At 65.5% G+C, this 18327-nt stretch carries 17 protein-coding genes; 4 read left to right on the forward strand and 13 right to left on the reverse strand.

Going from position 1 to position 18327, the window contains the following annotated elements; genetic code table 11:
* Positions 1–9 precede the first annotated feature (9 nt).
* The 6 genes from HMPREF3167_RS10155 to xerD are packed head-to-tail and all read right to left on the reverse strand — an operon-like array spanning position 10 to position 5737.
* Positions 10–1791, reverse strand: a complete 1782-nt coding sequence (locus HMPREF3167_RS10155; protein ID WP_068538296.1) for a prephenate dehydrogenase — start codon at positions 1789–1791, stop codon at positions 10–12.
* Positions 1788–2537 (reverse strand): pseudouridine synthase, encoded by a 750-nt coding sequence (locus tag HMPREF3167_RS01930; protein WP_062612495.1) that lies wholly within the window; start codon positions 2535–2537, stop codon positions 1788–1790. The genes HMPREF3167_RS10155 and HMPREF3167_RS01930 overlap by 4 nt, the downstream gene beginning before the upstream one ends.
* Positions 2534–3085, reverse strand: coding sequence for an SMC-Scp complex subunit ScpB (gene scpB, locus HMPREF3167_RS01935; protein ID WP_062612497.1), 552 nt, complete (start codon positions 3083–3085; stop codon positions 2534–2536). Before scpB ends, HMPREF3167_RS01930 begins: the two co-directional genes overlap by 4 nt.
* Complete coding sequence (locus tag HMPREF3167_RS01940) at positions 3078–3923, reverse strand: segregation and condensation protein A (RefSeq protein ID WP_070445173.1); 846 nt, start codon at positions 3921–3923, stop codon at positions 3078–3080. Before HMPREF3167_RS01940 ends, scpB begins: the two co-directional genes overlap by 8 nt.
* On the reverse strand, positions 3923–4780 hold the full coding sequence (locus HMPREF3167_RS01945) for a ParA family protein (protein WP_070445176.1): 858 nt from the start codon (positions 4778–4780) through the stop codon (positions 3923–3925). The genes HMPREF3167_RS01940 and HMPREF3167_RS01945 overlap by 1 nt, the downstream gene beginning before the upstream one ends.
* A gap of 30 nt (positions 4781–4810) precedes the next feature.
* Positions 4811–5737 carry a site-specific tyrosine recombinase XerD gene (xerD, locus tag HMPREF3167_RS01950; protein WP_083281031.1) on the reverse strand — a complete coding sequence of 309 codons (927 nt, stop codon included), beginning with the start codon at positions 5735–5737 and terminating at the stop codon, positions 4811–4813.
* A gap of 97 nt (positions 5738–5834) precedes the next feature.
* On the opposite strand from xerD, the gene tkt reads away from it, so the two are divergent.
* From tkt to HMPREF3167_RS01970, 4 genes are all read left to right on the forward strand, one after another.
* The gene (gene tkt, locus HMPREF3167_RS01955) at positions 5835–7910 is read left to right on the forward strand and encodes a transketolase (protein WP_070445177.1); all 2076 of its coding nucleotides are present in this window, start codon (positions 5835–5837) and stop codon (positions 7908–7910) included.
* Positions 7911–7918: 8 nt separating this feature from the next.
* Positions 7919–9019: a transaldolase gene (gene tal / locus HMPREF3167_RS01960; protein WP_148132366.1), complete on the forward strand. Its 1101-nt coding sequence runs from the start codon at positions 7919–7921 to the stop codon at positions 9017–9019.
* 65 nt (positions 9020–9084) lie between these two features.
* Entirely contained in the window at positions 9085–10611 is a 1527-nt protein-coding gene (gene zwf, locus HMPREF3167_RS01965; RefSeq protein WP_062612507.1) for a glucose-6-phosphate dehydrogenase, read from the forward strand.
* Positions 10612–10616: 5 nt separating this feature from the next.
* Entirely contained in the window at positions 10617–11528 is a 912-nt protein-coding gene (locus HMPREF3167_RS01970) for a glucose-6-phosphate dehydrogenase assembly protein OpcA (RefSeq protein ID WP_070445181.1), read from the forward strand.
* 195 nt (positions 11529–11723) lie between these two features.
* Here HMPREF3167_RS01970 and secG read toward each other — a convergent pair whose 3' ends face one another.
* From secG to rapZ, 7 genes are all read right to left on the reverse strand, one after another.
* The gene (gene secG, locus HMPREF3167_RS01975) at positions 11724–11969 is read right to left on the reverse strand and encodes a preprotein translocase subunit SecG (RefSeq protein ID WP_062612511.1); all 246 of its coding nucleotides are present in this window, start codon (positions 11967–11969) and stop codon (positions 11724–11726) included.
* 112 nt (positions 11970–12081) lie between these two features.
* Complete coding sequence (gene tpiA, locus HMPREF3167_RS01980; protein WP_070445184.1) at positions 12082–12858, reverse strand: triose-phosphate isomerase; 777 nt, start codon at positions 12856–12858, stop codon at positions 12082–12084.
* The gene (gene pgk, locus HMPREF3167_RS01985) at positions 12859–14052 is read right to left on the reverse strand and encodes a phosphoglycerate kinase (RefSeq protein ID WP_068538290.1); all 1194 of its coding nucleotides are present in this window, start codon (positions 14050–14052) and stop codon (positions 12859–12861) included.
* 124 nt (positions 14053–14176) lie between these two features.
* Positions 14177–15181 carry a type I glyceraldehyde-3-phosphate dehydrogenase gene (gene gap, locus HMPREF3167_RS01990; RefSeq protein ID WP_062612517.1) on the reverse strand — a complete coding sequence of 335 codons (1005 nt, stop codon included), beginning with the start codon at positions 15179–15181 and terminating at the stop codon, positions 14177–14179.
* Positions 15182–15390: 209 nt separating this feature from the next.
* The gene (gene whiA / locus HMPREF3167_RS01995) at positions 15391–16371 is read right to left on the reverse strand and encodes a DNA-binding protein WhiA (protein WP_062612519.1); all 981 of its coding nucleotides are present in this window, start codon (positions 16369–16371) and stop codon (positions 15391–15393) included.
* 47 nt (positions 16372–16418) lie between these two features.
* Positions 16419–17366 carry a gluconeogenesis factor YvcK family protein gene (gene yvcK, locus HMPREF3167_RS02000; RefSeq protein WP_070445186.1) on the reverse strand — a complete coding sequence of 316 codons (948 nt, stop codon included), beginning with the start codon at positions 17364–17366 and terminating at the stop codon, positions 16419–16421.
* On the reverse strand, positions 17363–18316 hold the full coding sequence (gene rapZ / locus HMPREF3167_RS02005) for an RNase adapter RapZ (protein ID WP_062612523.1): 954 nt from the start codon (positions 18314–18316) through the stop codon (positions 17363–17365). The genes yvcK and rapZ overlap by 4 nt, the downstream gene beginning before the upstream one ends.
* Positions 18317–18327: the final 11 nt, after the last annotated feature.

Genomic DNA, 18327 nt, shown 5'->3' on the forward strand with positions numbered 1-18327 from the left:
TGGACGTCCTCAGTCACGGTAACCCTCCGGGATCAGTGCGATGACGGCGGCCACGACCTCGTCAATGCCCAGGGCTGACGAATCGATGGTGGTCACCCCGTCCTCGGCCACGGTGAAGTTGATGACCGTGGAGTCGTCGCGGTCGCGGCGCAACACCTCGTCACGCGTGGCGGCGATGGCGGCCTGGTCCGCGGCCCCAAGGTTTTCCTTGGCACGACGAGCGAGGCGCGCCTCCTCCGACGCCGTCAGCAACACCCGCACGGGTGCGTCCGCGGCCACGACGGTGGTGATGTCGCGCCCCTCGGCCACGATCCCCCGGCCCTGCGAATGGCCGGACGCCGTGGTCTCCTCGGCGATGATCGCCTGCTGCATGCGCACCATCTCGGCTCGTACGCCGAGGTTGACCGCCAGCTTCGAGACCACCTTCGCCACCTCCGAGGTGCGGATAGCGGCTGTGATGTCATGATCGGCACACATGAAGCGCTGGTTGTCTGGGTCCAGGTCAATCGACAGCGGCATAGACTGGGTGGCGGCGAGCACGGAGTCGGCGTCGTCGAGGTCGATCCCCTCGTGCATGGCCCACCATGTGGCCGCGCGGTACATCGCGCCCGTGTCGAGGTAGGACAGCCCGAGTTCGCGGGCCACGCGCTTGGCCACCGTGGACTTGCCCGAGCCCGATGGCCCGTCGATGGCGATTACCAACGGCTTGGGGCTTTCACTTCTCACCACTTGCCATCCCTTCTGTTCCAGGCCGCGCTCCAGGGGTAGACCCTGATGCGGGTTGACCTTGACGATGACCCGGCCCACCTGTTGGCGTGCCGAGTGCTCCATCTCGAGGTCCTCAATGTTAATTCCGAGTTCGCCGATCTCCGCAAACAGCCGTCCGAGCATGCCCGGCTGATCCGGGATGAGGACGATGACCTCGGCGTAGGACGTGCGTGCCCCGCCGTGCTTGCCTGGGATACGGGCGACGCCCTTGTTGCCGTCAGCGATCACGGAGGAGATGCGGTCCAGCCCCGATTCGCGGTCGAGTGTGACAACCAGCGCGCCCAGCCGGGCCGAAATGCCGCGCAACACATTGGCGATCTCGGTGCGGTTGCCGTTGATGATCGAGGTCCACAACAGCGGGTCCGATTCGGCGATGCGTGTGACGTCACGCAGGCCCTGCCCGGCCAAATCGAGGGCTTCGGCGGGCGCGTCGCGCAGGGCCGCGGCCACGAGCGAACTCATGAGCTGGGGCATGTGGGACACGAGCGCAACCGCGTGGTCGTGTTCGGCGGCGCTGAGCATCGACACGGAAGCGCCCATGTCCACCGCGAGCGTGCGGATGGTGCCCACCGCCGCCTGCGACGTGCGCTCGTTCGGGGTGAGCACCCACGGGCGGCCTACAAACAGGTCGGCGTCCGCGGCGATCGCCCCCGAGCGCTCCTTGCCCGCCATCGGGTGCGAGCCCACCCAGCGCTCAAATCCGGGGTGCCGCTCCAGCGCCGCGGCGATCTTGTCCTTCACCGACGCCACGTCCGTCACCACCGCGTCCGGGAAGCGTTCCAGCGCGCTCGCCACGGCCCCGGCTGTCACGTCCGGCGGAATGGCGACGACGACGATCGACGGCGCGGACACCGGCTCCAGTGTGCCGGCCCCCAGGTCGCGCGCGAGGGCGGCGGCCACCGGCGAGGCGTCCTCGATGTGAACCTCCACCCCGGCCCGCCGCAGGCGTAGCGCGATCGACGTGCCGAGCAGGCCGGTGCCGATCACCAGCACCGGCGAGGCAGTCAGGACCGTGTCGTTCACAGATCCACCATGCTCATGAGCGCGCCGAGCTCGGTGCCGGCCACCTGGCGCACCTGGCCCGGCTTGAGACGCCCGATGGTGATGTTGGCGAACTGCGTGCGCACCAGGTCAATCACCGGGAAGCCCACCTCGTCCATGATCCGGCGCACGATGTGGTTGCGCCCCGAGTGCAGGGTCAGCTCCACGATCGAGTGCTTCTTGCCCGCCTCCCGCAACACAAAACGGTCAACCTTGACCGGGCCGTCGTCCAGGGTGATCCCCTTCTCCAGCACCTTGGTCAGGCCGCGCGGCACCGTGCCCTCCACGCGGGCCACGTACGTCTTCGGCACCTCGTAGGAGGGATGGGTGAGGCGGTGGGCGAGCTCGCCGTCGTTGGTCAAAAGAATGATGCCCTCCGTGTCGGCGTCGAGGCGCCCCACGTGGTAGAGCCGCTCGGTGCGGTCTTCAATGTAGTCCGCAAGCGTGGACCGGCCCTGGTCGTCGCTCATTGTGGATACGACGCCGCGCTCCTTGTAGCACACGAGCGTCACCTTTGTCTCGTCCAGCTGCACACGGTTGCCGTCCACGTGAATGATCGCATCGGGGCGCACGCGGATGCCGAGCTGCTGGACGACGTAACCGTTAACCGTCACCCTGCCCTGGGTGATGAGCTCTTCGCAGGCGCGGCGCGACCCGATGCCGGCGTGTGCAAGCACCTTTTGCAGGCGCTCACCGCTGGAGTCGTGCAGGTCCTGTGTGCGCGTCATCGTAGCTCCTTTTCGACCTCGTCGAGGTCGGCGTCGTCGGGAAGGTAGGGTGCCAAGGGGGCGAGGTCGTCGAGCGAGTTCATGCCCATCTTCTCAAGAAAAAGCGCGGTGGTAGAATACAGGCTCGCGCCCGTTGCCGCCGTGGTTCCCACCTGCTCGACCAGCCCCCTGGTGACCAAAGTTCGAACAACAGAGTCTACCTCAACACCACGGATTGAAGCGATTTGTGCCCGCGTACACGGCTGGCGGTAGGCGATGACGGCCAGCGTCTCAAGTGCCTGGGCCGACAATCGGGAGGACTGGCCCGAGGTGACGAAACCGGCCACGATCTCGCTGTAGCGCGGGTGGGAGTAGAAGCGCCACCCGCCACCCGCCTCGCGCAGCTCGAATCCGCGCTGGTCATCGGCGTATTGGCGGACCATGGCGTGCAGGAGGGCCTCGGTCTCAGCCTCGGGCAGGTCGATCGCGGCGGCCAGGTTCGCCACCGGCACCGGCTCGGGCGCCACCATCAAAATCGCCTCGAGGGCCCCGCGCTGAAGGTCACTCATCGCTTTCCTCACTCTCCTTCTTCCACGACGCCGTTGACCCGCTTACGTCCGCAGCCGGGCCGGGCGTCGTCGTTCCCGCCTGCACCGGCGTGGCCGTACGCGTGACGAAGAGCGTGGCCAACGGGCCGTCCTGCTCGACGTCGACCTCCCCGCCGCGCAGCATCTCAAGCACCGCGAGGAAGCGTGAGACGACGGTTGCCACCGAATGCGCCTGCCGGCACAGCTCGGTAAACGACACCCGGTCCCCCGCAACCAGGGTCTGGCGCAGGTAGTCCACCTGGGTCTCCACCGGAACGAGCGGGTCGTGCAGGTGGTCGAACGTGACCTCGTCGGGCGTGCGCGTGAAGACCCGCGCCGCGAGCAACGCCAGGTCCTCCACCCCGATCCGCAACTCGACCTCGGGCAGAAGACTGCGCAAGCCCTCCTCCATCGGCACGTCGCGCCCGTGGGCAAGCGACTGTACGGCGAGGGTGGCGGCCATGTGCGCGGCCACGTCCTTGTACGCCTTGTATTGGAGGAGCTTGGCAAAGAGCAGGTCCCGGGCGCTGAGAATCTCCAGGTCCTCATCCTCCTCGACCTCCTCCTGCGGCAGCAACCGCGCCGCTTTCATGTCCAGCAAAGTGGCCGCGACCACCACGAACTGGGACATCTGCGACAGGTCGGCATCCTGGGCGCGCACGAACGCCAAGAACTCGTCCGTGACCTCGGCAAGCGCCACCTCGGTCACGTCGAGCTTCTTACGCGAAATCAGCGACAGGAGGACCTCAAAGGGCCCCGAAAAGATGTCGAGATCGACTGCGAATCCATCGGAGCTGAAGAGATCCTCGCCCGCGCTCACTAGGGGGCGCCGCCGCGGGAAATCAGTTCGCGGGCAAGGCAGCGGTATGCCTGGGCGCCCTTCGACTTCGGGTCGTAGCTGGTGATCGGCTCGGCCGCCACCGTGGCATCGGGGAAGCGGACCGTGCGCGGGATCTGGGTCTCGAACACCCGGTCCCCGAACTGCTGGCGGATCGTGGAGATAACCTCGCGGGCGTGCAGCGTGCGGGTGTCGACCATGGTGAGCAGCACGCCGTCGATCGACAGCTGCGGGTTGAGCCGGTCTTGCACGCGCTCGATCTGGTCGATAAGAAGCGCCACGCCGCGCATGGCGAAGAACTCCGCCTCCAGCGGGATCATCACGCCGTGAGCGGCCGTCAGCGCGTTGATAGTGAGCAGGCCGAGGGAAGGCTGGCAGTCGACAATAATAATGTCGTAGTCATTGACCACCGGGCGCAACACGCGAAGGAGCGACTGCTCGCGCGCCACCTCGTTAATGAGCTGAATCTCAGCCGCCGACAGCTCGATGTTCGAAGGCACGATGTCGAGGTTTTCGGTAGAGGTGTGGTGAATAATCCGCGTGATATCAGGCTTGGCGGAGAGCATCTCGTCGTACAAGGTCCGCTCCAGGCTCATCGCGTTGATGCCCACGCCCGCCGATGCCGCCCCCTGCGGGTCGAAGTCCACGATCAGCACCTTGCGCCCATATTCGGCCAGTGCCGCGGCGAGGTTGATCGAGGTGGTCGTCTTGCCCACGCCGCCCTTCTGGTTGCACATGGCGATAATGCGGGCAGGGCCGTGGGAATCCAGATCGCCGGGTAGCGGGAAGTCGCGGTCCGGATCTAGTTCGTCGAGGAGATCAGTCTGTACAGGAGTCACGGCACTAATCTACCTGATGTCGGTAACTTCTTAAGCCTGCAAGGCGCGAGGGTGGGAACTGGCATACGTCTCACGCATGGTCTGCGTGGTGACCTTCGTGTAGATCTGCGTGGTGGTCACCGACGAATGCCCCAGCATCTCCTGTACGATCCGCACGTCCGCCCCGCCCTGGAGCAGGTGCGTGGCAAACGAGTGGCGGAAGGTGTGCGGGGAGACACCCTCGATCCCTGCGCGCTCGGCTATCGCTTGGATCGCCGTCCAGGCCAGCTGCCGGGTCAGCGGCTTTCCGCGGGTGTTGAGGAATAACGACGCCGTCCCACTCCCCTTCGCGGCCAGCGCGGGCCTGCCCCGCACCAGGTAGGCCTGAAGCGCATCGATCGCGTACTGGCCGAGCGGGAGGATGCGCTCCTTTCGGCCCTTGCCGAACAGGCGTATTGTGGCCGAATCGAGGTCGATGTCGTCGGCGGTGAGCCCCACCGCCTCCGTGATGCGCGCGCCCGTGCCGTAGAGGATTTCGACCAGGGCGCGATCGCGCAGGGCGAGCGGACCGTCCCAAAACGACGCGGCCTCGATGAGGGCGCCCATCTGCTCGACCGTGATCGCCTTGGGCAGGCGTTGACCGATCTTCGGCGGGCGCAGATCGACGGTGGGGTCGGTGGACGTGCGGTCCTCGAGGTAAAGAAAGTGGTGCAGGCGCCGGATCGCCGTCACCATGCGGGCTACCGAGGAGGTGGCGAAGACCGTGCCCGCTGCGCCGCCGCGCAGGTAGTCGACGAAGCTGGCCGCGTCTTCGTCGGACACGCCGGCAAAGCTAGTGACGCCGCGCGAGCGGAGGTGGTCCACATAGTGCGCGATATCTCGCCGATAGGCTGCCAGGGTGTTTGCCGAGAGCGAGCGCTCCACGCCTAAATGGGCGAGGAATTGGGCGATATCGCGCGCAAAAGGGTCGTCATGCACTTTAGCGCGTTTGTCCACGTCTTACGCTCCCTTTGTGAGATGACCGCGTAGACTTTACTATAACCGCTCATCCGTACCCTAAACGAAGGAGTTTTTCATGACGTTCGAATGGAGCGACCTCGATCAGAAGGCCGTTGACACCGGCCGCGTGCTGGCTGCCGACGCCGTCCAGAATGTTGGCAACGGCCACCCGGGTACGGCCATGTCGCTGGCGCCCGCGGCCTACCTGCTCTTCCAGAAGGTCATGAAGAATGACCCGGCAGATGATTCCTGGCTCGGCCGCGATCGTTTCGTCCTGTCCGCCGGCCACTCCTCGCTCACCCAGTACGTACAGCTCTTCCTGGCCGGTTACGGACTGGAGATGGAGGACCTCGAGGCACTGCGCACCGAAGGCTCCCTCACCCCCGGTCACCCCGAATACGGCCACACCAAGGGCGTGGAGATCACCACTGGCCCGCTTGGCCAGGGTCTGGCCTCCGCGGTCGGCATGGCGATGGCCTCCCGCCGCGCGCACGGCCTGTTTGACCCGAAATCGCCGGCCGGAGAATCGGTGTTCGACCACTTCGTTTACGTCATTGCCGGCGATGGCTGCCTGCAGGAGGGCGTGACCTCCGAGGCGTCATCTGTTGCGGGCACCCAGAACCTGGGCAACCTTATCGTCATTTATGATGACAACCGCATCTCGATTGAGGACGACACGTCGATCGCTTTTTCGGAGGACGTGCTCGGGCGCTACGAGGCCTACGGCTGGCACACCCAGCACGTGAGCTGGCTGGGTGAGGGCGAGTACCGCGAGGACGTGGAAGCGCTCTACGAGGCGATCGAAGAGGCCAAGAAGGTCACCGACAAGCCCTCGATCATCAAGCTGTCCACCATCATTGCCTGGCCTGCCCCCACCAAGCAGGGCACCGGCGCCTCGCACGGCTCGGCCCTTGGTGAAGAGGAGATTCGCCAGACCAAGGAGATCCTGGGCCTTGACCCAGATAAGACCTTCTTCATCGATCCCGAGGTGCTCGAGCACACCCGCGCCCAGGCCAAGGCCAGAGCTGCGGAGGCTCGCGCCGCGTGGGAGCCGAAGTTCGAGCAGTGGGCCAAGGACAACCCGGAGGGCAAGAAGCTGCTTGACCGCGTGCTCGCCCGCGAACTACCCAAGGGCTACGCGGACGCCTTCCCCACCTTCGAGGCGGGCAAGGCCGTGGCCACCCGTGCGGCCTCCGGCGTGGTGCTCAACGCGATCAAGGACACGCTACCCGAACTGTGGGGCGGCTCCGCTGATCTTGCGGGGTCGAACAACACGATCATGAAGGGCGAGCCGTCCTTCTTCCCCGAGGAGCGCTCCTCGGCGATGTTCCCGGGCAACAAGTACGGGCGTAACCTGCACTTCGGCATCCGCGAGCACGGCATGGGCTCGATCGTCAACGGCATCGCGCTCGATGGCCTGACCCGCCCGTATGGCGCCACCTTCTTCGTATTCGCCGATTACATGCGCCCGGCCGTACGTCTGGCCGCGCTCATGAAGACCCCCTCGACGTTCGTGTGGACCCACGACTCGGTGGGTGTGGGCGAGGACGGCCCCACCCACCAGCCGATCGAGCACCTGTGGGCCTACCGTGCAATCCCGGGCCTCGACATCGTGCGCCCGGCGGACGCGAACGAGACGTCCTACGCCTGGCGTGGAATCCTCGAGCGCTCCGACCGCCCGGCGGGCCTCATCCTCTCCCGCCAGAACCTGCCGGTTCCCGCGCGCGGCGAGGGCGAACTGGCCTCGGCCGAGGGCGTGCTCAAGGGCGGTTACGTGCTGGCGGATGCCGAGAAGGTCGACGTCGTTATCATCGCCACCGGCTCGGAGGTCTCCGTGGCTCTCGAGGCTCGCGAGGAGCTGGCCAAGGAGAGCATCGGAGCGCGCGTCGTCTCGATGCCGTGTCTGGAGTGGTTCGCCGAGCAGCCGGAGGACTACCGCGAGTCGGTCCTGCCCTCGGACGTTAAGGCGCGCGTGTCTGTCGAGGCGGGTTCCACGCTCGGCTGGCGCGCTTACGTGGGTGACGCTGGCCACATGGTCGGCATCGACCACTTCGGCGAGTCCGCTTCGGGTGACCTGCTGATGAAGAAGTACGGCATGACCGCGGAGAACGTGGTCAAGGCCGCCAAAGAATCCATCGCCGCTGCCAAGTAGGAGGCAACGTGTCTAATCTTGCAAAGCTGTCCGAGCTGGGCGTGTCCATCTGGCTCGACGACCTGTCCCGCTCCAGGCTCGATTCGGGCAACCTCGAGGACCTCATCCGCAACTACAACGTTGTGGGCGTGACCACCAACCCGTCCATCTTCCAGGCGGCGATCTCCGGGTCGGACGCCTACCGGGAGGACGTGGCGCGGCTCGCGGAGGCGGGTAAGACCGCCGAGGAGATCATCACCGAGCTCACCACCGACGACGTGCGGCGGGCGTGCGACCTGTTCGCCCCCACGTTCGAGGCGAGCAGGGGCTATGACGGGCGCGTCTCGATCGAGGTCGACCCCCGCCTGGCCCACAACCCCAACCCCACGTTCGCCCAGGCCAAGGAGTTGTGGGCGAAGGTTGACCGCCCGAACGTCATGATTAAGATCCCGGCAACGAAGGCGGGCCTGCCCGCGATTCGCGACGCGATCGCCGAGGGGCTGTCGGTCAATGTCACGCTCATCTTCTCAGTCGAGCGCTACGAGGAGGTCATCGACGCGTACTTGAGCGGTCTCGAGGCAGCCCGCGCCGCGGGCAAGGACCTGTCGACCATCCATTCCGTCGCCTCCTTCTTCGTCTCCCGCGTGGATACGGAAATCGATGCGCGCCTGGAGAAAATCGGCGGCCAGTCTTCGCTCGACATGCGTGGTAAGGCAGGAATCGCGAACGCGCGCAACGCGTATGCGGCCTTCCTCAAGCACTTCGAGTCGGAGCGCTTCCGCGACCTGGAGGACGAGGGCGCCAACTTGCAGCGGCCGCTGTGGGCGTCGACTGGCGTGAAGAACCCCGACTACTCCCCCACCATGTACGTGAACCAGCTCGCCACCACCCACGTGGTTAACACTATGCCGGAGGCGACCCTGTGGGCCACGAAGGATGGCGCGCAGCTCGACGCCGACACGGTGCGTCCGAACCTGGACGCAGCGTCGAACACGATGAAGCACTTGACCCTCCTTGGCATCGACGTCCCCGGCGTCGCCGCCAAGCTCGAGGAGGAAGGCGTGGAGAAGTTCGAGACCGCGTGGGAGGAACTCATCGACACGGTCACCGACGCGATGAACGCGAACTAGGGGTAAAGTAAGGAAGGCAGGGTTGCCCGCTCGGGCGACCCTGCCTCACTTTATGGAGGTGCTACATGCACGAGTGGACGAACCCGCTCCTGTCCGACGGCGACACCCGGCTCCTACGGGTGGCCAGCCCGTGCGGATTGGTGCTTTTCGGCATTACGGGCGACCTGTCAAAGAACAAGATCCTGCCCGCCATCTACGACCTGTCGCATCGTGACCTGCTACCGGCGTCGTTCACGCTGGTGGGGGTGGCGCGCCCGAAGGCCTCCATCCCAGACCTCGCCACCTGGGTGGAGGATGCGATCCGCGCGGGCACGAAGACGGGGATTGACGAGACGGCGCTGCGTCAGCTCATGGCCGGTTTCCGGGTGGTGCAGGGCGATTATGATTCGCCGGAAACCTTCGCCACGCTTAAGTCCGAGCTCGAGGCGGCGAACGTGGAGCGTGGCACGGGCGGCAACTATGCTTTCTACCTCGCCATTCCCCCGGCGCTGTTCCCCCAAGTCCTCACCGAGCTTAAGGACGCCGGGCTGGCCAGCCAGGAGGAGGGGTGGCGGCGCGTCGTCGTCGAAAAGCCCTTTGGTAGCGATCTGGCGAGCGCCCAGGAGCTGGATCGGATCGTCACCGGCGTTTTTGACGAGTCTTCGATTTTCCGCATCGACCACTACCTGGGTAAGGAGACGGTGCAAAACATCCTCGCCCTGCGCTTTGCCAACGAGCTGTTCGAGCCGATCTGGAACAACGCTCACGTGGACCACGTCCAGATCACCATGGCTGAGGACATCGGGATCGGATCGCGCGCGGGTTATTACGACGGCGTGGGCGCGGCTCGCGATGTCATCCAAAACCACCTCCTCCAACTGCTGGCGCTGGTGGCGATGGAGGAGCCAACGTCGTTCGAGGCGGACGCCCTACGCCGCGAGAAGGAGAAGGTCCTCAAGGCCACCCACCTCATTGGCGGCCCTGACACGTCCTCGGTGTTCGCCCAGTACGCCTCGGGCTGGCAGGGCGGGGAGCGCGTGCGCTCCTACCTCGAAGAAGACGGGGTGGCTGCCAACTCGCGCACCGACACCTACGCAGCCCTCCGGCTCGGGATCGACACGCGCCGCTGGGCCGGCGTGCCCTTCTACCTGCGGGCCGGCAAACGGCTCGGCCGGCGCGTGACCGAGGTGGCGCTCGAGTTCCGCCGCCCGCCCTTCCTGCCGTTCACCAAGGAGCAGATGGCGGGTATGGGCGCGAACACGCTGGTCATCCGCATCCAGCCCGACGAGGGCGTCACCTTCCGCTTCGCCTCCAAAGTGCCGGGCGCCCAAATGCTGCTGCGCGACGTGACGATGGACTTCGGCTACGGCCACGCCTTCACCGAGTACGCCCCCGAGGCCTACGAGCGCCTCATCCTCGACGTCCTGCTCGGCGACCCGCCGCTCTTCCCCCGCCAGACCGAGGTAGAGCTCGGCTGGAAGCTCGTGGACGAGGTCACCGGCTACTGGGATGCCACGGATCGCCCCATCGAAACGTACGAGCCCGGATCGTGGGGGCCGCTCGGCTCGGACGCGATGCTCGGCCAGGACGGTAACGCCTGGCGCAGGCCCTAGGAGGAATGATGAAGAAGATTTCACACACCACGTCGGCCCGCCTGGCCCGCCGCCTCAACGAGCTGCGCGGCGAGGGCACGTACGCGCTTGGCAAGGTCTTGAACCTCATCGCGGTGGTCGTCGACGACGACGGCGTCCGCGCGGTTGTCGACTCCGCCCTCGCTGTGGCCGAGGCCCACCCACTGCGCATCATCGTCGTCCTGCCCGATGCCACCGACGACGGCGATGCCCGCCTCGACGCCGAGATCCTCGGCAACGAGGACGTGGGCCCGGCGGAAGTGATCATCCTTCGCCCCTTCAACGGTGCGGGCACTAGCAGGGTGTCGCTCGTGACCCCGCTCCTGCTCCCCGACGCGCCCGTCTTCACCTGGTGGGTGCAGGAGGCGCCCACCTGCCCCACGGATAGGACCCTGGGTCAGATCGCGTCCCGGCGTATCACGAACGCGAATGCGGCGGACAACCCGCTCGGGGCGCTCAAGGAGCTGGCCGCCAAGCGCGAGGCCGGGGACACTGACATCAACTGGGCGGGCATCACCATCTGGCGTTCCCAGCTGGCCGCGCTCCTCAACGAAGGCCCCCACGAGGACGTGGAGCACGCCGAGGTCGGGGGCAACACGGGCCGGGTGGGTTCGCACATGCTCGCGGCCTGGCTGCGCCTGCGCCTGGGCGTGCCCGTCGAGCTCACGCACACGGATACGCCCGGTATCGAGTACGCGATCCTCCACCGGCCCTCAGGCCCGCTGTCGATCAGCCGGCCTAGCGACGGCGACATCGCCGTGCTTGGCCGCCCTGGCAGGTCCGACCTCCAGATCTCCATGCCCATGCGCTCCCTGCAGTCCCAGCTGATCGAAGAGTTGCGCACCGTGGGTGAGGATTCGGAGTTCGCGGTGGTGCTCGCGGCGATCGCCGAGGACTAGAGGCCAGCATCCGTCCGGGTGCTGGCCGTCCGGGTGCTGGGAGGGATTTGAATGTACTGGACGTTTTCGGGGCGATCTCCTCATATAAGAAGATCGCCCCGGATTCGTCCAAAGTATTTTAATCGCCGGCTCACCTCTGACTCGCGGCACGAAAAACGCGCCCGGGAAAGGGCGCGTTCTTGAGCTTTCCTCGGTCTAGCCCTGGAACTTCGTGATGAGGCCAATCAGCACGATCGACGTCACCCACACCAGCGCCACACCCACCGTGATGCGGTTCAGGTTGCGCTCAGCCACGCCCGAGGAACGCATCGAGGTGGAGATGCCACCGCCGAACACGTCAGACACACCGCCGCCACGGCCCTTGTGCAACAGAATCGAGCCGATAAGGAGGAGGCTCGAAAGCACGAGCACAATGATGCAAAGAATAAGGAGAACGTTCACGATATTCTCTTTCGGTCGGGACCGGCGCCTGGCGCCACATACCGTACCAGTGTATAGCACGGGAGGGGAACAGCGTGAATGCCGCTCCCCTCCCGGGTGTGAGACCTATCGCTTAGACGAGGAAGGTCACGATCTTCGCGAACTCCGTGGCATCAAGCGAAGCGCCGCCCACGAGCGCGCCGTCCACATCCGGCTGAGCCATGATGTCCTTGACGTTGGAAGACTTCACCGAGCCGCCGTACTGGATACGAACGGCCTGCGCCGTGGCGTCGTCGTAAAGTTCGCCCACCTTGACGCGGATCGCGCCGCAGACTTCCTGGGCGTCCTCCGGGGTGGCGACCTCACCGGTGCCAATGGCCCAAATGGGCTCGTAAGCGATGACCGACTTGGCCACCTCCTCAGCGGTGAGACCCGCGAGCATCTCCTCGATCTGGCCGAGCACGAAGTCGACCTGGTTGCCGGCCTTGCGCACGTCCAGCGCCTCGCCGCAACACATGATCGGGGTCATGCCCGCATCCAGGACCTTCTTGGCCTTCTTGCCCACGAGCTCGGAGGTCTCACCGTGGTACTCGCGGCGCTCCGAGTGGCCAACCACCACGTAGGTGCAGCCGAGCTTGGTGAGCATGCCGGTGGAGATTTCGCCAGTGAAGGCGCCCTTTTCGTGGATCGACACGTCCTGCGCGCCGTACCCGATCTCAAACTCCTCCGACTCGACGAGGGTCTGCACCGAGCGAATGTCGGTGAAGGGGACGATCACGGCCGCCTCGGTGGTGGCGTAATCGTGCTTGAGATCCTTGAGGGTGAGGGCAAGCTTCTGAACCAGGGAGATCGCCTCGAGGTGATCGAGGTTCATCTTCCAGTTGCCTGCCATAAGCGGGGTGCGGGTCATTTAGTCCTCCAAAACTGCAATGCCGGGAAGCTCCTTGCCCTCGAGGTACTCGAGGGAGGCGCCGCCGCCGGTGGAAATGTGATTGAACTTGGCCTCGTCGAAGCCGAGGGTGCGAACCGCGGCCGCGGAATCGCCACCGCCGACGATCGTGAAGCCCTCAGCCTTCTCCATCGCCTCGGCGATGGCCTTCGTGCCGTTGGCGAACGCCGGGAACTCGAACACGCCCATGGGGCCGTTCCACACGATCGTCTTCGAATCGGCGATCGCGGCGGCATAGCCCTCACGGGTCTTCGGGCCGATGTCCAGGCCCATCTCGTCAGCCGGCATCTCGCCGGTGTCGTAGATGGAGGCCGGGGCGTCAGCGTTGAACTCCGGAGCGGTCACGTTATCAACCGGGACGAGGATCTCGACGCCGGCCTCACGAGCCTTCTTCAGGTACTCGCCAGCCTTCTCCACGAAGTCCTCCTCGAGGAGGGAGGTGCCCACCTCGTTGCCCTTCGCCTTGAGGAAGGTGTAGGCCATGCCGCCGCCGATGAGCAGACGATCGGCCTTGTCGAGCAGGTTGTCGATCACGCCGAGCTTATCCGAAACCTTCGAGCCGCCCAGGATCACCGTGTAGGGGCGAGCCGGGTCCTTCGTGGCCTTCGACAGGGAGTCGATCTCCTTGAAGACGAGCTCGCCGGCAGCGCTCGGCAGCTTCTTCGCGATGTCGTAAACCGAGGCCTGCTTGCGGTGAACAACGCCGAAGCCGTCGGACACGAAGGCGTCAGCCAGCGCCGCGTACTCGGAGGCAAGCTCCTCGCGCTCCGCATCCACCTTCGAGGTCTCGCGAGCATCGAAGCGGACGTTCTCCAGCAGGACGACGTCGCCGTTTGCCATATCGGCGGTCAGCGCCTTCGCGGACTCGCCAACCGTGTCCTCAGCCAGCTTCACGTCCTTGCCCAGCAGCTCCGACAGGCGGGCGGCCACGGGCGCCAGCGAGAAGTCGGGGTTGACCTCGCCCTTCGGGCGGCCCAGGTGCGCCGAGACAATGACCTTGGCGCCCGCGTCAATGAGGCGGGTGAGGGTGGGCAGGGCGGCGCGAATACGGCCGTCGTCCGTGATGTTCTTTTCCTTGTCCAGCGGGACGTTAAAGTCCGAGCGGACAAAAACCTTCTTGCCGGCGAGATCGCCGAGCGAATCGATGGTCCTCATGAATTCTCCTTTTCTGATCGGGCGCGCGCGAGCACTAAGACGCGCGGGCGCCCGGAGGAAGACATTTTCTGTAAAAGTGCCCGCACATGTCGCGCATGTGCGGGCACTCTACTTGGCGACGCGCTTAGAGCGACTTGCCGACAAGAACGGCGAGGTCAACGAGACGGTTCGAGTAACCCCACTCGTTGTCGTACCAAGAAACAACCTTGACCTGGTTGCCGATGACCTTGGTCAGGCCGGCATCGAAGATCGAGGAGTGAGGATCGGTCTCGATGTCCTTCGAGACGATCGGATCCTCGGTGTACTTCAGGATGCCCTTGAGCTCGCCCTCAGCAGCCTTCTTGATGGCGGCGTTGATCTCCTCAACGGTGAGCTCGCGCTCGGCCTCGAAGGTGAGATCGGTAGCGGAGCCGGTCGGAACCGGGACGCGCAGAGCGTAGCCGTCGAACTTGCCCTTGAGCTCGGGCAGGACCAGGGCAACAGCCTTGGCAGCACCGGTGGAGGTGGGGATGATCGACAGGGCAGCGGCGCGGGCGCGGCGCAGATCCTTGTGCGGGCCATCCATGAGGTTCTGGTCAGCCGTGTAGGCGTGAACCGTGGTCATGAGGCCCTTGACAATACCGAACTCTTCGTTCAGAACCTTTGCCATCGGAGCGAGGCAGTTGGTGGTGCAGGAAGCGTTGGAGATGATGTTGTGCTTGGCGGGATCGTAATCGCCGTGGTTCACGCCCATGACGATCGTGATGTCCTCGTTCTTCGCCGGGGCGGAGATGAGGACCTTCTTGGCGCCAGCCTCAAGGTGCTTCTTGGCGTCATCCGCGTTGGTGAAACGGCCGGTCGACTCAATGACGATGTCAACACCGAGCTCGCCCCACGGGAGGTTCGCCGGATCGCGCTCCTCGAAAGCCTTAATGACGCGGTCGCCAACCTTGATCTCTTCGTCCGTGTAGGTGACCTCCTCTTCAAGGGCACCGAGGATCGAATCGTACTTCAGCAGGTGAGCGAGGGTCTTGTTATCGGTCAGATCGTTGACCGCAACGATCTCGATGTCCGCACCCTGCGCAAGAGCTGCACGCGTGAAATTACGGCCGATACGGCCAAATCCGTTGATTCCAACCTTAATGGTCACTCTTGTCCTCCTTGTGTGGACGCACCACACGTTGTGAATGGATTAGCGGGAAGTTCCCGCAACGATCGCTGGACGCGCGTCTCGCGTGGCCGCTCACGTTTCGTAAAGATTCTACAACGAATCGCGCAAGGCCCGCAGGGACCTAAGCCGTTTCTTCACACATAGCTGACAAGCTCGACGCGCCCTGCCCGCGTGTGAAAAGGACGCCGCTACAGCCGATGCTGGACGTCGGAGACGGCATCCATCGTGTCAGGGATTCCGAGCTCGGCCGCCCGCTTGTCGGCCATCGTGTTGAGCCGGCGCAGGCGCCCGGCCACCGCGTCCTTCGTAGCCGGCGGGTTGAGCCGCCCACCCAGCATGTTGAGCGAATCCTCCGGGTACTGCATGCGGAACTTGCCCACCTCGCGCAGGTTGTCGGGCACCTCCTCCCCCAGGATTTCGAAGGCACGCTTGACACGGATGACAGCGACGACGGCCGCGTCGGCCGACCTGCGCATGTTCGCATCGTCAAAGTTGGCCAGACGGTTGGCCTGGCCATGGACCTCGCGCTCGGTACGCAGATCCTCCCACAGCAACACCCCGTCGTTTGATCCCATGCGACTGAGCATGTCCGAGATCGCATCCCCCTCGCGGATGTCCACCCGGTAGGCGCCGCGGGCCTCGCGCGCCCGGTAGGGGCTCTCCAAACGACGGGCGAGCCCGCCGATCCCGTAAGCAGCCTCCAGGGAGGGGCAGGTCAGCTCAAGCGCCGCATTCCGGCCAGGCTCCATGAGGGACCCGCGCGCGAGGAACGCCCCGCGCCAGGCAGCCGCCGCGTCGGCCTTTGACCCACCCACGATCTGCGCCGGCAGCCCGCGCACAGGCCGTCCCAGCGTGTCGAGCAATCCGAGCCTGCGCGCGATTCGCTCGCCGTTCTTCGTAATCCGCACGACGTACGTGTTGCCCGCCCGCCCGGAGTTCTTCACCACCACGAGGTCCGCATCAACGGAGAACACCGCCTTGATGAGCTCGCACATGTGCCGGGCCGCGCCCGGGTGATCGAGCTCAGCCTGGAGCGTGACCACGCCGTCGTTAATCTGGAGCCCGCCGGCAAATCGGAACATCACCGAAACCTCGGCGGTCATCGACGACGCCGTCCGCGGAAACACCGCGGACAGTTCGTCCTTCAAGGTGACGGTCAACGGCGGCATGATTCCTCCCAAGATGTGTGCGGGACATCCATTATACGTAAAGGCTTTTACCAGCGCGGACTTGAGCCGAGCAACTCGCGCAGGGCCGAGGCGAGGAAAAGCACGTCGTGGCGCGCGGGATCACTGCGATCCGCGAGCGGCCGGGCCAGGATCTCCGCCCCGCACTCCTCCGCCTCCCGCGACAGCTTGCCCCAGTGAGTACCGGGGCCGTCGTCGATAACAATCCGGTCAAGCGCCAGGCTCGGGGCGTGCTCGTGGAAGGAGCGCACGTGATCGGCGGGTGAGAGCGTACGCGTCTCGTCGTCGGCAACAAGGTTGATGAGCAGTGCACGTTTGGCCGGGGTGGCCGCCAGCGCCTCGTACAGCTCCGGTACGAGCAAGTGCGGGATGACGGAGGTGAACCAGGAGCCGGGGCCGAAAATCACCCAGTCGGCGTCGTGAATCGCCGCGATCGCCTCGGGCACCGCGGGCGGGTTTTCCGGGATGAGGCGCACCTGCTTGATCTCCGCCTTGCACGTGGCCACCCCCACCTGGCCAAAGATCGTGTGCGGACCGGAATCGTCGCACACGTCTGCCTCAATGCGCAGCGGCGTGGACGACATCGGCAACACCGTACCCGCGGCATCGAGCAGCCGCCCCACAAGATCCAGCCCCTTGACCTGGTCCCCCAGCAGATCCCACACGCCCGTGATGAGGAGGTTGCCGAGCGAATGGCCGTTGAGCGGGCCCTCGGAGGTGAACCGGTACTGCATGACGTCACGCCAGGTCAGCGCCCACTCGCCGTCGTCGCACAGGGCCGACAGCGCCATGCGCAAATCGCCGGGTGGGAGGATGTCGAACTCTTCGCGCAGCCGGCCGGAGCTGCCGCCGTCGTCGGCCACGGTCACGATCGCCGTGATGTTGCGCGTGAGCAGGCGCAACGCGCTGAGCGTGGCGAACAGGCCGTGTCCCCCGCCCAGCGCTACCACCTTCGCGCCGCGCGCCCCGCTGGTCATTCGCGCCCCAAGTCTCGATGGAAAACCCGCACGGAATGCCCCCGCGCGCGCATGAGCTCGGCCAGCCGCTCCGTCATCGCCACCGAGCGGTGCTTACCGCCCGTGCACCCGATCGCGATCGTCACATACGGCTTGAGCTCGTGCTTGTAGCCCTCGAGGATCGGATCGATGAGGTTGGCGTATCCTCCGATGAACTCCTCCGCGCCATCGATGCTGAGCACGAAGTTGGACACAGGCTCGTCCTTGCCCGTCAGGTGCCGTAACTCGGAGACCCAATACGGGTTGGGCAGGAAGCGCACGTCCGCCACGTGGTCGGCGTCCATCGGCAGGCCGTACTTGAAGCCGAAGGACATGATCGTCAGGTGCGGATCGTCCTCCCCGGCCTCCTGCATGTTCTGTCGGATCTTGCGCGCCAAGTCATGGACCGTGAGCGACGAGGTATCAATCAACATGTCGGCGCGCGTGCGCAACTGGGCGAGCACCTCGCGCTCGAGGCGAATCCCGTCAAGCAGGCGCCCGTCCCCCTGCAGCGGGTGCGGCCGGCGCACGGACTCGTACCGGCGCACCAGAACCTCGTCCGAGGCGTCAAGGAACATGATCCGGTAATCCTGCCTGCGCTCCTGCAGCTGATCGAGCACCTCCACCAACTCCCGGAAGTACTCACGCGAACGCACATCAACGACCGCGGCCAGCCGGCGCACCGCCTGCCCGTCCACCGGCGAGATGAGACCCGCCAGCGCGCTCAGCAGGCGCGGGGGCAGGTTGTCGACGACGTACCAACCGATATCCTCAAGCGTGGCAGCCGCGCGCGACCGGCCCGCCCCGGACATGCCCGTGATAATGAGGATTTCGGGGATATCCGCGGCAGGAAGGCTCACCTCGCGGTCAAGCTCGGGTACCAGGCGCGGGATCTTGCCCGTGTCATTAATGTCATCGTGGGAGATCGTCATAACACTATCGT

Source organism: Trueperella sp. HMSC08B05, from assembly GCF_001808405.1.
GTDB classification, from domain to species: domain Bacteria; phylum Actinomycetota; class Actinomycetes; order Actinomycetales; family Actinomycetaceae; genus Trueperella; species Trueperella bernardiae.

Excerpts from the sequence above, each read along its gene's own strand:
- HMPREF3167_RS01930 (WP_062612495.1), bottom strand. The coding sequence starts at position 2,537 with ATGACGCGCACACAGGACCTGCACGACTCCAGCGGTGAGCGCCTGCAA.
- scpB (WP_062612497.1), bottom strand. The coding sequence starts at position 3,085 with ATGAGTGACCTTCAGCGCGGGGCCCTCGAGGCGATTTTGATGGTGGCG.
- tkt (WP_070445177.1), top strand. The coding sequence starts at position 5,835 with ATGACGTTCGAATGGAGCGACCTCGATCAGAAGGCCGTTGACACCGGC.
- zwf (WP_062612507.1), top strand. The coding sequence starts at position 9,085 with ATGCACGAGTGGACGAACCCGCTCCTGTCCGACGGCGACACCCGGCTC.
- HMPREF3167_RS01970 (WP_070445181.1), top strand. The coding sequence starts at position 10,617 with ATGATGAAGAAGATTTCACACACCACGTCGGCCCGCCTGGCCCGCCGC.
- tpiA (WP_070445184.1), bottom strand. The coding sequence starts at position 12,858 with ATGACCCGCACCCCGCTTATGGCAGGCAACTGGAAGATGAACCTCGAT.
- pgk (WP_068538290.1), bottom strand. The coding sequence starts at position 14,052 with ATGAGGACCATCGATTCGCTCGGCGATCTCGCCGGCAAGAAGGTTTTT.
- whiA (WP_062612519.1), bottom strand. The coding sequence starts at position 16,371 with ATGCCGCCGTTGACCGTCACCTTGAAGGACGAACTGTCCGCGGTGTTT.
- yvcK (WP_070445186.1), bottom strand. The coding sequence starts at position 17,366 with ATGACCAGCGGGGCGCGCGGCGCGAAGGTGGTAGCGCTGGGCGGGGGA.
- rapZ (WP_062612523.1), bottom strand. The coding sequence starts at position 18,316 with ATGACGATCTCCCACGATGACATTAATGACACGGGCAAGATCCCGCGC.